General features: G+C 68.4%; 12 protein-coding genes and 1 pseudogene. 9 read left to right on the top strand and 4 right to left on the bottom strand.

Annotated features, from left to right (window positions below; genetic code table 11):
- Window positions 1-158 precede the first annotated feature (158 nt).
- The 3 genes and pseudogenes from ACGI6K_RS16905 to ACGI6K_RS16895 all read left to right on the top strand — a co-directional run.
- A pseudogene (locus ACGI6K_RS16905) lies at window positions 159-644 on the top strand (OprD family outer membrane porin); the annotation flags it as partial.
- 98 nt (window positions 645-742) lie between these two features.
- Window positions 743-1,006, top strand: a complete 264-nt coding sequence (locus ACGI6K_RS16900; protein WP_376948212.1) for a GIY-YIG nuclease family protein — start codon at window positions 743-745, stop codon at window positions 1,004-1,006.
- Window positions 1,007-1,036: 30 nt separating this feature from the next.
- The gene (locus tag ACGI6K_RS16895) at window positions 1,037-1,972 is read left to right on the top strand and encodes a glutathione S-transferase family protein (protein WP_376948213.1); all 936 of its coding nucleotides are present in this window, start codon (window positions 1,037-1,039) and stop codon (window positions 1,970-1,972) included.
- A gap of 517 nt (window positions 1,973-2,489) precedes the next feature.
- Here the strand turns inward: ACGI6K_RS16895 and yejK are convergent.
- The 4 genes from yejK to ACGI6K_RS16875 form a co-directional block, all read right to left on the bottom strand.
- On the bottom strand, window positions 2,490-3,503 hold the full coding sequence (gene yejK, locus ACGI6K_RS16890; RefSeq protein ID WP_376948214.1) for a nucleoid-associated protein YejK: 1,014 nt from the start codon (window positions 3,501-3,503) through the stop codon (window positions 2,490-2,492).
- A 175-nt stretch (window positions 3,504-3,678) separates the two neighbouring features.
- Window positions 3,679-3,891 (bottom strand): hypothetical protein, encoded by a 213-nt coding sequence (locus ACGI6K_RS16885; RefSeq protein ID WP_376948215.1) that lies wholly within the window; start codon window positions 3,889-3,891, stop codon window positions 3,679-3,681.
- 133 nt (window positions 3,892-4,024) lie between these two features.
- On the bottom strand, window positions 4,025-4,726 hold the full coding sequence (locus ACGI6K_RS16880) for an HAD-IA family hydrolase (protein WP_376948216.1): 702 nt from the start codon (window positions 4,724-4,726) through the stop codon (window positions 4,025-4,027).
- 99 nt (window positions 4,727-4,825) lie between these two features.
- Entirely contained in the window at window positions 4,826-5,740 is a 915-nt protein-coding gene (locus ACGI6K_RS16875; RefSeq protein ID WP_376948217.1) for a LysR family transcriptional regulator, read from the bottom strand.
- Window positions 5,741-5,845: 105 nt separating this feature from the next.
- Here ACGI6K_RS16875 and ACGI6K_RS16870 point away from each other — a divergent pair, with 105 nt between their 5' ends.
- The 6 genes from ACGI6K_RS16870 to ACGI6K_RS16845 all read left to right on the top strand — a co-directional run bounded on the left by ACGI6K_RS16870 (window position 5,846) and on the right by ACGI6K_RS16845 (window position 13,095).
- Window positions 5,846-6,658 (top strand): DODA-type extradiol aromatic ring-opening family dioxygenase, encoded by an 813-nt coding sequence (locus ACGI6K_RS16870; protein WP_376948218.1) that lies wholly within the window; start codon window positions 5,846-5,848, stop codon window positions 6,656-6,658.
- Window positions 6,659-6,684: 26 nt separating this feature from the next.
- The gene (locus tag ACGI6K_RS16865; protein WP_376948219.1) at window positions 6,685-7,479 is read left to right on the top strand and encodes an SDR family NAD(P)-dependent oxidoreductase; all 795 of its coding nucleotides are present in this window, start codon (window positions 6,685-6,687) and stop codon (window positions 7,477-7,479) included.
- 50 nt (window positions 7,480-7,529) lie between these two features.
- Window positions 7,530-7,847, top strand: a complete 318-nt coding sequence (locus tag ACGI6K_RS16860) for a DUF2218 domain-containing protein (protein ID WP_376948220.1) — start codon at window positions 7,530-7,532, stop codon at window positions 7,845-7,847.
- Between the two features lie 11 nt (window positions 7,848-7,858).
- Window positions 7,859-8,383, top strand: a complete 525-nt coding sequence (locus tag ACGI6K_RS16855; protein WP_376948221.1) for a cytochrome b — start codon at window positions 7,859-7,861, stop codon at window positions 8,381-8,383.
- An 81-nt stretch (window positions 8,384-8,464) separates the two neighbouring features.
- Entirely contained in the window at window positions 8,465-9,685 is a 1,221-nt protein-coding gene (gene sbcD / locus ACGI6K_RS16850; RefSeq protein ID WP_376948222.1) for an exonuclease subunit SbcD, read from the top strand.
- Window positions 9,682-13,095, top strand: a complete 3,414-nt coding sequence (locus tag ACGI6K_RS16845; RefSeq protein WP_376948223.1) for an AAA family ATPase — start codon at window positions 9,682-9,684, stop codon at window positions 13,093-13,095. Before sbcD ends, ACGI6K_RS16845 begins: the two co-directional genes overlap by 4 nt.
- Window positions 13,096-13,203 lie beyond the last annotated feature (108 nt).

The following is a 13,203-nucleotide window of genomic DNA, read 5'->3' as shown; positions in this document are numbered from 1 at the left end:
GGCGGCGACTGCAGGGATGCAGGAGGTAGAGCGACGCAGGATGCCAAAGCCGAGAGTCGTAAAGGGGCATGGATGCCCCTTGTACGGCGACACCGGAACGCCTTGACACACACCCTTGCCAATCCGGTATCAGGCTGGCGTTTCATGCGATTGCCCCCATGAAGAAGAGTCGTTCGCGTATTTCCCGCCTCATCCCGTCCATCGCCTTGGCCTCCTGCCTACCTTCGGTCCACGCCGCCGAACCCGGTTTCCCGGTGGGCTCCTCGGCTACCCTGCAACTGCGCAACTACTGTTTCAGCCGCGATTTCTCCGGCATCGTCGGGGCCAGCAAGAAGTCGAAGGCAAAGGAGTGGGTCCAGGGCTTCATCTTCAACTACCGTTCGGGTTATACGATCGGACCGGTCGGTTTCGGCCTCGACGCCCTCGCCGTGCCGAGCGTCCGGCTCGACAGCAGTCCCGAGCGGAGCGGGACCGACCTGCTGCCTGTGCATCACGATGGCAAGGCCGCCGGCGAGTTCGGGCAATTCATGCCGGCGCTCAAGGTCCGGGCCTCCGATAGCGAAGTCAGGATCGGTGGGCTGCAGCCGGAGCCGCCGGTGCTCATGTACAGCAACATCCGTCTGCTACCGCCGACCTACCAGGGCGCATAGCCCGACCGACGGAAATTGCCTAAGCTCGGCAGCCCATTCCAGAGCCGGAGAGCCGTCTTGTCGTCATTTCCCGCCAGCGTCGCGCAATCCGCATGAACGCACTGTCCAAGCCCTGGTTCGTCTACCTGGTGAGGGCCGCCAACGGTGCGCTCTACTGTGGCATCAGCGACGATCCGCAGCGACGCTTCGCCATGCATCGGAGCGGTCGCGGCGCCCGTTTCTTCCATACCAGTCCGGCGCAGGCGCTAGTCTATGTCGAATCCTGTGCCGACAAGGGAGCGGCCTTACGCCGCGAGTGGGCGCTCAAGCGCCTGTCGAAGCCCGCCAAGGAAGCCCTGGTGGCCGCCGCCCCGTAGCCCATTGATTTGCCTGCGGAGAAAGCCGCGATGCACGAGCCCGTCCTGCACCATTACCCGAGTTCGCCGTTCGCCGAGAAAATACGCCTGATCCTCGGCTTCAAGCAGTTGTCGTGGCGCTCGGTGATCGTTCCTCGGGTGATGCCCAAGCCCGATCTTCTGCCCCTGACCGGCGGCTACCGGCGTACGCCGGTGCTGCAGATCGGTGCCGACGTCTACTGCGACAGCGCGCTGATCGCCCGTCGCCTGGAGGCGGAACGGGTTCTCCCGACGCTGTTTCCCGAACAGCAAGCATTCAATGTCGCCGGTCTCGCCGCCTGGGCCGACGAATTCTTTTTCCTGCATACGGTGGCCCTGGCCTTCCAGCCCGAGGCGGTCGCCCAGCGTTTCGCCCAGTCGCCGCCGGGCGAACTCAAGGCCTTCGTCGAAGACCGGGCGGCGCTGTTCAGTGGCGGTACCTTCGAGCGCCTGCCGCTGGAGCAGGCCCGCCAGCAGTGGCCGACCCTGATGGCCCGCCTGCAGCGGCAACTGGAGCGCGCGGACGGCGACTACCTGTTCGGCGAACCCTCGTTGGCCGATTTTGCCGTGGCCCATTCCCTCTGGCTGCTGCGCGCCATGCCGTTGACCACCGCCTTGGTCGACGCCTGGCCGGCGGTGGCCGCCTGGCTCGACCGGGTGCTCGGCTTCGGCCATGGCTCCTTCAGCGGATTGTCCGCCGCCGATGCTATCGATATCGCTCGCGCGGCGATTCCCGCGCCGTTGCCGAACGAGCCTTCCATCGAGGGCGGCGACTGGCGCGTCGGCCAGCGGGTGGCCGTCGCCGCCACCGATTACGGTGTCGAGCCGCTGGAGGGCGAATTGCTGCACGCCGGGTTCGAGGAACTGATCCTGCGTCGCGAGGACCCGCGGGCCGGGGCGCTGCACGTGCACTTGCCGCGCCTGGGGTTTCGCATCGTCGGGCGCTGAGTTCGATCGCGCAGGGCGAAAAGATATCGGCGATACGCGGGAAACCCGCTGTTCCGGGTCCGTGAATGGCGGTGGCGGGTAAAAAATCCGTCCCGCGGCATCGGGCGCCCGCATTTGCAGGTCCCTCGCAGGCTCGCTGCCTGTCCGGGCAGCGCTGGCGGAGCTTGTGGGAAGCCGGGGGCGACAAGGATGACAAGACGATCGGCAGAGCCGTCCGTGGCCCGCCGGGATGCTTGTCCGACGGATCTTGGCCGCGCAGCCGGGCGAGACTGTCCAGGACGAACTCCGGCTGCTGATCGGCGGGGATCTCGACGAAGTGGAACTGCCCTTGATCGAGGGCTGGCAGGTCGCCGCCTTTCCACGGGACGGCGACCACATCCACGCCGCTCGATCACGCCGCGGGCGGCGGCGGCCTTGTCCAGTCCGAAGTGGTGTGCCGGGTCGCCGTCCAGCGGTGCACAGGCAGGTGTCGAGGAGCGCATCGGGCAGGCACGGCGCGGGCATTCTTCGCGCTGGCTTACTGGCCGTCCTTGCGGCGCTTGAGCTGGTCCTTCAACTGGCTCGGCACTTGGCGGATGGTCAGGGTGTCGTGCTCCTCGTCGTATTCGATTCGCGAACCCAGCAGGTGCGCCTCGAAGCTGATCGACAGGCCCTCGGCGCGGCCGGTGAAGCGGCGGAACTGGTTGAGGGTGCGCTTGTCCGGCGGGATTTCCGGCGACAAGCCGTAGTCCTTGTTGCGGATGTGTTCGTAGAAGGCGCGCGGGCGCTCCTCGTCGATCAGCCCGGACAGTTCTTCCAGGGCGATCGGCGCGCCGAGGCGGGCCTGGGTGCTGGCGTAGTCGACCAGTGCGCTGGTCTTCTCGCGGGCCTCTTCCTCGGCCAGGTCCTCGCTCTCGACGAAGTCGCTGAAGGCCTTGAGCAGGGTGCGCGTCTCGCCGGGTGCGTCGATGCCCTCGCGACAGCCGATGAAGTCGCGGAAGTAGTCCGAGACCTTCTTGCCATTCTTGCCCTTGATGAAGGAGATGTACTGCTTCGACTGCCGGTTGTTGCGCCACTCGGAGAGGTTGATCCGCGCCGCTAGGTGCAGTTGGGCGAGATCCAGGTGCTTGGCCGGCGCCACCTCCAGGGTCTCGGTGACGGTCACCCCTTCGCTGTGGTGGAGCAAGGCGATGGCCAGGTACTCGGTCATGCCCTGCTGGTAGTGGGCGAACAGCACGTGGCCGCCGCTGGACAGGTTGGACTCCTCCATCAGCGTCTTCAGGTGCTCCACGGCCTGGCAACTGAACGCGGCGAAACTCTGCGCACCCTCCAGGTAGGCGCCCAGCCAGCCGCTGAAGGGGTAGGCGCCGGACTCTTCCTGGAACAGTCCCCAGGCCTTGCCCTGCTTGGCGTTATAGCTGTCGTTGAGGTCGACGAGCAGGTTCTCCAGGGCCTGCGACTCGGCCAGCTCGGAATCGCGGGCGTGCAGCACGGCGGGGCTGCCGTCGGGTTTCTTCTCGATCAGATGAACGATGCAGTGGCGTATCGGCACGGCGGTCTCGGGCGGTGAGAAAAGGATGCGGAAGTTTACCCGAGGCGGCAGGAAGAGGGCGGGGCGTCGTTGCGGCGAGGATGCGCGAAAGCGAAACGGGCGTGCGGTCCGGCTGGCGCCGGGGCGGACGATGCGCGGCGTGGAGCCCGCGTCCTGCGGGCTCTGGCGAGTATGTCTAGCGTCTTCTTCTCTTCGTGGCGCGTTCCAGCCGCTGCAGGCGTTCCCAGGCCTGCTGCTGCGCGGCGAATTCCTGACGGGTCCACAGGTCGTCCTGCGAACCGAGTCGATGTGGCGCCCTTGCTCGCGTCCAGCGATTCAGATACAGCCTCCGGCCAATCAGGGCGCAACCCAGTAGCGAAAGGATAATGGTGGTGCTGATCGTGAACATTGTGCGCTCTCCGTTGCGGGATGTTCTGTAACTGTAGCAGGCGATCGCCGGGATTCGGGCGGATGCGCCGGCGCGCGGCCGGCGGCTCGTCGGGCGGGTTCCACGCCGCCCGGACGCTCCTGCCGGGGCGGACTCAGGCAAGGGTCTCGGGGCTGCCTGGATAGCGCAATCTTTCGACCAGCGCCGGCAGTTCGCGCATGTCGTGCAGCAGATGCTCGACCCCCAGTTCACGCAGGATCTCGCCCTGTTCAGGAGGAATGTGGCTGGCGCCGAGGAAGCCGATCACTTGCATGCCGGCGGTGAGGGCAGCGGTGGCTCCAGTAGCGCTGTCTTCGACGACCAGGCAGCGTTGCGGCTCCACGCCCGCCGTGCCGGCCGCCAGCAGGTAGAGGTCGGGCGCCGGCTTGGGGCGCTTGACCAGGTCGGCGCCGAACACGCCTACATCGACCCGCTCGGTCAGCCCGGTGCGCTGCAGGGCGTGGTGCACCGCCTCGCTCTGGCTGTTGGAGGCGACCGCCAGCGGCAGGTCGATCGCGTAGAGCGCTTCGCGCACGTGGGGGATGGCCTGCACCTCGGCGCGGATGGTCGCCTCGGCGCGGCGGCGCACGTTGAGGTGGAAGTCGGCCGGCAGGTCGAGGCCGAAATGCGCGGCGACCCGGGCGATGATGTCGCGGCTCTGCAGGCCGAAGGTACCGGCCAGCAGCACGTCCAGCTCGTGTTCCGGGACCAGTGCGGCGAGCGCCTCGCGGACCACGCGGCCAGTGATGATTTCACTGTCGATCAGCACGCCGTCGCAATCGCAGATCAGTAGATCGATATGGCTGGTTCGGGTCATACGCAAGCCCCTTTGGCGAGTTCGTTTTTCAGTATCCGAAGACGGTGCGTGCATATAACCCGGCCGGAGGGACAGTGCGCAAGACTCTTGGATGGCAGGCTAATCGGCGCGAGGCGTTTCCCAGGGTGGCTGCTGTTCGCCAGCGAGCCCGCGCGGCCGTTCGATCATGTAGCGCATATGCAGATGCAGGCTGTACAGCTTGTAGGAATAGGACAGCGGCAGCTCGACCCGGCCGAGGCGCTTTTCCATCTCTTGGAGGCTGGCGATTTCCTCCGCCTCGTGGCCGCGGATGCTGCCGTCGTGGATGCGCGCGTCGATCTCGTGCAGATGCCTGCACCATTTGTAGGTCCTCGCGCGCATGCGCCATTCGTAGAGCGGCGAGACGGGTTTGCCGAGCGGCAGCAGGATGGCCAGGGAGGGGATCGGCAGCACGATGTAGCGGTCGACCACCGAGGCGATGCGAAACGGCAAAAAGCGTTGCAGGTAGGGCAGGCCGCTGCGGTAGTGGCTATCGGCTTTTGGGGTCAGGGGAAAGCCGCTCGGTTCGGGACGCGGGAAGCCGCCCGGCGAGTCGGCGAGCCGGCCGATGCGCACGGCCAGGTTCCAGCGGTCCTCGATGAGGTCGACCTGGCTGTCGGTCAGGCCCAGTTCGATGCGTACCGCCGGATGACGGCGGGCGAAGGCCGGCAGCAGCGGAGCGATGAAGCGGTTGCCGAAGCTCGGCGGCACGTTCATGCGCAGCAGGCCGCTGGCCTCGACCCGCTGCGAGAGCAGCGCCGCCTCGGCCTCGTCGAGTTCGCCGAAAAGGCGCTGGCAGGTGTCCAGGTACTGGTTGCCGGCGTCGGTGAGGACCAGGCGCCGAGTGCTGCGCTGGAACAGCTTGAGGCCGAGACGCCGTTCCAGGGCGTCCAAGTGCTTGGTCGCCATGGCTGGCGACATCTCCAGTTGACGGGCGGCGGCGGACAGGCTGGCGGCGTGGATGAAGACGCGCATGCCGGTGATGCGGTCGAGCATGGGGATTTTTTGCTGTCGGTGAGAACTGCTGCTGGGGACTGGCAGATTATCCGTTGCCAGGCACAGGTCCATACTCCCTGCATCCGCCGTCGATGGAGTCTGCCCATGTTCGCCCGCGAAACCATCCAGCCGACCCTGTTCGTGCCCCATGGGGCCGGCCCCTGTTTTTTCATGGACTGGAGTCCGCCGGATGCCTGGAACGCCATGGCCGCCTTCCTGCGCGGCATCGCCGGCACGCTGGCGCGGCCGCCGCGGGCGATCCTGATGGTCTCGGCGCACTGGCTGGAAGCGGAGTTCGCCGTCGGCACCGGCCGTCAGCCGGAGCTGATCTACGATTACTACGGCTTTCCGCCGCACACCTACGAGCTGCGTTATCCCGCGCTCGGCGATCCGGCGCTGGCCGCGGAAGTCGCCGGTCTGCTCGGCGCGGCCGATCTGCCCTGCCGGCAGGATGCGCAACGTGGCTTCGATCACGGCATGTTCATTCCGCTGAAGCTGATATTTCCCGCCGCCGACATCCCGGTGGTGCAATTGTCGCTGCGCCGGGATCTCGACCCCCAGGCGCATTTCGACGCCGGCCGCGCGCTGGCGCCGTTGCGCGAGGAGGGCGTGCTGATCGTCGGCAGCGGCATGAGCTTCCACAACATGCGCGGCTACGGCGACCCGCGCTTCGCGCCGGTGTCCGACGAGTTCGACCAGTGGTTGACCGCCACGGTCGAGGCCGGACCCGCCGAGCGCGCGGCGCGTCTGGCATGCTGGGACGCGGCGCCGGCGGCGCGGCTGTGCCATCCGCCGCGCGCCGAGGAACACCTGCTGCCGCTCATGACGGTCGCCGGCGCGGCGGCCGAGGGGCACGGCCGGCGGGTGTTCTCCGACCGGGTGATGGAAACCACCCTGTCCGCTTTCCGTTTCGACTGAACCATCGATAATTCAAGGAGATTCGCATGCTCATCGATCTTTCCGGCAAGATCGCCCTGGTCACCGGCTCCACCGGCGGCATCGGCCTGGCCATCGCGCGCGGGCTGGCCGAGGCCGGCGCCACCGTCATCGTCAACGGCCGCGAGCAGGCCAGGGTCGACGAGGCCCTGGCGCAGTTGCGCGATACCAAAGGCGGTGCCATGGCCCGCGGGCTGGCCTGCGACCTGGGGACGGCCGCCGGTTGCCAGGCGCTGATCGCCGCCGAGCCAAAGGCCGACATCCTGGTCAACAACCTCGGCATCTACGCTGCACGGGAGTTTTTCGAGATCGGCGATGAGGAATGGGAAGAGATCTTCCAGGTCAACGTGCTTAGCGGCATCCGCCTGTCGCGGCATTACGCCAGAGGCATGCAGGCCCGCGGCTGGGGGCGCATCCAGTTCATCTCCAGCGAGTCGGCGCTGAACATCCCCGCCGAGATGGTTCACTATGGGGTCAGCAAGACGGCGCTGCAGGGCGTCTCGCGCGGCCTGGCCAAGGTGCTGGCCGGCAGCGGGGTGACGGTCAACAGCATACTGCCGGGGCCGACCCGCACCGAGGGGGTGATCGCCTTCATCGGCGAGATGGCCCGCCAGGAAGGTGTCAGCCCGGAGGAGATGGAGCGGCTGTTCATCCAGCGCCACCGGTCGTCGAGCCTGCTGCGGCGCTTCGCCGAGCCGGCGGAGGTCGCCAACCTCTGCGTCTATGCCGCCTCGCCGCAGGCCAGCGCCACCACCGGCGCGGCGCTGCGGGTGGAGGGCGGGATCGTCGAAAGCATCGCCTGATATTCATCCACTGGCCGGCTTGCCCGGCCGACATGCCAAGGAGTGCCGCCATGTCCGTTTCATCCGTGCACATCGCCACGCAAGACCCGTCCCGCCTGATCCGACGCCTGTGCAAGCACTGGGCGCACAAGTATCCGGTCAGCTTCGACGAGCGGCAGGGCGAGATCCAGCTCGCCCTGGGCCACTGCCTGCTGCGGGCAAGCGACGGGCTGCTGGATGTGCGCCTGCAGGCGAGCGACGCCGAACAGGCCTCGTTCTTCCGCCAGGTGGTCGCCGAGCACCTGCAGCGAATGGCCGGTGGCGAAACGCTGGATTTCGTCTGGCGCGACGACGAAGCCGGGATCGCGCCCGGCGAGGGAAAGGATTGAGGAGCGAAAAAATGTTCGATTCGAAGAGCCGTTACGGCGCCATCACCCGGCTCCTGCACTGGTCCATGGCCGTCCTGATTCTCTGGCAGTTCCTCAAGCTGGGCGACCGGATCGCCGACGGCGAGCACTGGGTAGGCCGGACCCTAGTCCCCTGGCACATTTCCATCGGCGCGTTGCTGTTGGTGCTGGTCGTGTTGCGCGTGCTCTGGGCCCTGGGCCAGCGGCACCGGCGGCCGCCGCACCAGGGGCCCGGCGCGCTGCTGGTCAAGGGCGGCCACTTTCTGCTGTACGCCAGCATGCTGCTGATGCCGCTCAGCGGCCTGCTGCTGATGCTCGGCAAGGGTTACGGTCTGAAGGTCTTCGGCGTCCAACTGGTCGCCAAGAGCGGGCTGGAAACCGGCTGGCTCGCGGCTCTGGGCAGCCTGCATGCGCCGCTCTCCTGGCTGTTGCTGGCGCTGATCCTCGGGCATGTCGGCGCCGCGCTGTTCCATCATTTGGTCAAGGACGACGACACCCTGCGACGCATGGCCGGCTGATTCCGGCAGACACCCACGGGCTTGCCAGCCGGGGTGCGGAGGTGCCAAGGTTCGCCGCCTTCTTTCGGACGACGGACCTCCATGCGCCTCCTGCACACCTCCGACTGGCACCTCGGCCAGCACTTCATGGGCAAGACTCGTCAGGCCGAGCACCGGGCCTTCTGCGATTGGCTCGTCGAGCGGGTGCGCGAGCACGCGGTCGACGCGCTGATCGTCGCCGGCGACCTGTTCGACAGCGGCGCGCCGCCCAGTTATGCCCGCGAGCAATACAACCGCTTCATCGTCGCGCTGCGCGCGACCGGTGCCCGTCTGGTAGTGCTCGGTGGCAACCACGATTCGGTGGCCATGCTCGGCGAGTCGCGCGGTCTTCTGGCCTGCCTAGACACCTGGGTGATTCCGGGCGTGGCGGCGGACCCGGCCGAGCAGCTCCTGTTGTTGCCGCGGCGCGACGGTGCGCCGGGCGCGTTGCTCTGCGCCATCCCCTTCATCCGTCCGCGCGACGTGCTGAAAAGCGAGGCCGGGCAGAGCGCGGACGCCAAGCTGCAGGCGCTGCAGGTGGCGATCCGCGAACACTACCGGGCGCTGTTCGCCCTCGCCGAGGCGCGTCGCCGCGAGCTGGGCGGCGCCCTGCCGATCGTCGCCACGGGGCATTTGACCACCGTCGGCGCCAGTGCCAGCGAATCGGTGCGGGAGATCTATGTCGGCAGCCTGGAGGCCTTCCCGATCGATGCCTTCCCGCCGGCGGCCTATGTCGCCCTCGGCCATATCCATCGCCCGCAGCGAGTCGCCGGGCTGGAGCACATCCGCTACAGCGGCTCGCCGATCCCGCTGTCCTTCGACGAGGCGCGCCAGCGCAAGGAGGTGTTGCTGGTCGACCTGGGCGAGGACGGCCTCGAAGCGGTGACGCCGCTGCCGGTGCCCCGTTTTCAGCCGCTGCTCACGCTGCGCGGCAGCCTCGCCGAACTGGCCGGCGCCGTCGTCGAGGCAGCCGCCGAGGGCAGCGCCGAGCGTCCGGCGTGGTTGGAGGTCCGGGTCGTCGCCGACGAGCACCTGCCCGACCTGCCGGCGCGCGTCGCCGCCCTCTGTGCGGGGCTGCCGGTGGAGGTGCTGCGCATCCGCCGCGAGCGCGGCGACGCAGTCGCCCGCCTGTGCCGCGAGGCACGGGAAACCCTCGACGAACTGAGCCCCGAGGAAGTGTTCGAACAGCGCCTGGCCAGCGCGGCACTGGACGAGGCGCTGGCCGGGCGCCTGCGCGGCCTGCACCGCCAGGTGCTCGACGAACTGCGCGAGGAGCGGGCGTGAAGATCCTCAGCCTGCGCCTGAAGAACCTCAATTCGCTGAAGGGCGAGTGGAAGATCGATTTTCGCGAAGCGCCGTTCAGGGACAACGGCCTGTTCGCCATCACCGGGCCGACCGGCGCCGGCAAGACCACCCTGCTCGACGCCATCTGCCTGGCTCTCTATCACCGCACGCCGCGCATGGACCGTTTATCCAAGGAGTCCAACGAGCTGATGACCCGGCACACCGCCGAGTGCCTGGCCGAGGTGGAGTTCGAGGTGAAGGGCCGGGGCTACCGAGCCTTCTGGAGCCAGCGGCGCGCTCGCGACCGGGCCGACGGCGCGCTGCAGATACCCAGGGTCGAGCTGGCCGCGGCGGACGGCAGCATCCTCGCCGACAAGGTCGGCGACAAGCTGGCGCGGATCGAGGCGCTCACCGGCCTCGACTTCGCGCGCTTCACCCGCTCCATGCTGCTCGCCCAAGGCGGTTTCGCCGCCTTTCTCGAGGCCGATGCGAAGAGCCGCGCCGAACTTCTGGAGCAGCTTACCGGCACCGATATCTACGGGCGGATCTCCCAGCGGGTATTCGAACATGCCCGCGAGGCGAAGACGTCCCTCGAACGGCTGCAGGAGCGGGCCGCCGGGGTCGAGCTTCTGGACGACGGAGAGCGCCGGGCTTTGGAGGAGCGGGCCGCTGTCCTGGCCGCCGAGGAGGCGCCGTTGCTGGCGCGCCAGGCTGAGCTGCAGGCTTGGCGCCAGTGGCGCGCGGAGCTGGAGCAGGCGGAACTGCGCTGCCGGGAGGCAAAGGAGGCGAGTCGACGAGCCGGCTTGGCGTTGGCCGAGGCCGCGCCGCAACTGGCCCGGCTGACGGCCGGCGAGCCGGCCGCCGCTTTGCTGCCGGCCCATCGGGACTGGCAGCAGGCGTGCCAGCAACTGGAGCAGGGCGAGCGCAATCTGACGCAGATCCGTGCCGAGCGGCGCCAGGCCGGCGAAGCGGTCGGCCTGCATCTGTGGCAGGCCGGCCAATTCGCCCGGCGGATCGCCGTGGCGGCGCAGGAGCAGGCCCGGCGGTTGCACTCGCAGCACCGGCAACTGGCCGAGCAATTGGCCGAACAGCCACGGCATGCCGAGCTGGGCGAGCGCCTCGGCGCTTGGCGCGAACGATTCGAATGCCACCGGCAGTGGCGGGAGGAGATCGCCGCGCTCCAGGACCGGCAGCGAAACGAACAGGCCGCGCTCGCCGAGCTGGGCGAAAGGCAGCGGCAGGCACAGGAGCATCTGCGGTGCCGGCAGGCCGAGTTGGACAGCGCCCGCGCGGCGGAAAGCCAGGCCCGCGAGAGTCTGGACACGCTGCTGCAGGGCGAGTCCGAAAGCGCGCTGCGCGAACATTGGCGGCAGGCGCAGTTCAGCCGCAACCTGCTGCAGCAACTGGAGCAAAACGCCCACCAGCGCGGCAGCGGCGAAGCGCGTCTGGCTGCCATTGACGCCGAACTAGCCGACGGTCGGCGGCGGCATGGCGAGCAGCAGGCGCGTCTCGAACTGCTGCGCCAGCGTTACAAGGATTTGCAGGCGCTGGTCGCGGCGAAGAAAAAACTGTTGGAGCAGGAGCAACGCATTCTCGATCTGGAAGCCCAGCGGAGCCAGTTGCAGCCGGGCGAGCCCTGCCCGCTGTGCGGCTCCCGCGAGCATCCGGCCGTCGACATCTACCGGGCGCTGGACCCTTCCGCCGGCGAACGGGACTTGCAGGCCGCCGAGGTGGAGCTAAAGGCGCTACTTTGCGAAGGCGAGGCGGCACGGGACGCGTTGGCCGTGCTCGACGCCGAACTCGGGGCGCTGCGCCAGCGCCGCGAACAGGACGAGGACGAGTTACGCCGGCAGCGCGAACAGTGGCGGCAACTGTGTGCGGAGCTGGGCACGGAGCCAGTCGATCTGGCGGCTATCCGGGAAGCGCTGGACGAGCGGCTGGCGGCATTCGAAGGGCGTCTGCAACAGCTCGAACTCAGCCGGCAGGCCGTGGCGCAATCCGCCGAGGCGCGCCAGCGGATGGAGCGCGCTTGCGAGCAGGATGGCCAGCAGATGCGGTTGCTCAAAGAGCGCCAGCTCGCCGGTCGCAGCCGGTCGCAGGAGCTGGACGAACGTTTGCGTCAGTGCAGGGAGCAGTTGAGTCGTGGCGAGCAGGCCCTGGCCGAGGAACTGGCCGCCTTCGGCCATCCGCTGCCGGACGACGGCGCGGCGTGGCTCGCGCGGCGGCAGGGCGAGTGGCAAGACTGGCAGCGGCGGCAGAACCGTCTGCAGCAACTGGAGCGCGAGCGGCTGGAGCAGAACGCCCTGGTCGAGGCCGCCGAGAAGCAGGCGGCGCTCTGGCAAGGACGCTGGAGCGAACTGGGCGAAGCCGGGCGGGCCGCCCCGGCCGAATGCGTCGATGCCGAGGACGCCCTCGCCGGGGCGGAAGCCGGACTGGACGCTGCTCGGCGCCGGGCCAACGAACTGGACGGGCGCCTGCTGTCACTGGAAGAGCAGGTGCGCCAGCAGCAGCGCCATCTGGAGGCCTGCGGCGCGCATTGGCGGGCGCAATTGGCGCAAAGTCCGTTCGCCGACGAGGCGGCATTTTGCGCGGCGCTGCTCGACGATGCCCAGCGTGCCGCCCTGCACGACCTCAAGGCGCGCCTGGAACGGGCGCGGACCGAAGCCCTGGCCTTGCTCGCCGCCGCCGAGAGGCGGTTGGCCGGCTTGCTGGCCGAACCCCCGACCACGGCCAGCGGCGAGGAACTGGAGCGACAGGCGCAGGAACTGGCCGGGCGGCTGCGCAGCCTGGCCGAGGAGCAGGGGGCGATCCGCGCCACGCTGTCCGCCGACGACGAGCGCCGGCAGGGCCGGCAAGCGCTGTTCACGGAGATCGAGCGCTACCGGGCCGAGTACGATCTCTGGCAGCACCTCAATGGGTTGATCGGCTCGGCCGACGGCGCCAAGTACCGCAAGTTCGCCCAGGGCCTGACCCTCGACCATCTGGTCTGGCTGGCCAACCGCCAACTGGCGCGTCTACACGGCCGTTATCAACTGGCGCGGCGCTCCGACGGCGAACTGGAGCTGGAGGTCGTCGACACCTGGCAGGGCGACGCGACCCGCGACACCCGCACCCTGTCCGGCGGCGAGAGCTTCCTGGTCAGTCTGGCCCTGGCCTTGGCGCTGTCCGACCTGATCAGTCACAAGACCAGTATCGACTCGCTGTTTCTTGACGAGGGCTTCGGTACCCTCGACGGCGAGACCCTAGAGGTGGCCCTGGACGCCTTGAACAGCCTCAACGCCAACGGCAAGACCATCGGCGTGATCAGCCACGTCGAAGCGCTCAAGGAGCGTATCCCGGTGCAGCTCAGGGTGAGCAAGGGCGTGGGGATGGGCTACAGCACCCTGGAAAGGCGCTTCGCCCTGTCCTGAGTCGGCCCCTGCAAGATGGCGCGGAATATGCTCGCAGCCGGCCCGCTCCCGCGAATCGGCGGGGCGGACCGGTTCGTCGCGCCAGCGGCGTGCGGCGGTCGCTCTGTC

The organism is Azorhizophilus paspali, from assembly GCF_043587585.2.
Lineage (GTDB): Bacteria > Pseudomonadota > Gammaproteobacteria > Pseudomonadales > Pseudomonadaceae > Azotobacter > Azotobacter paspali.
The sequence above is the reverse complement of the archived record's forward strand: the minus strand, read 5'-3'. Positions and strand labels throughout refer to the sequence as shown.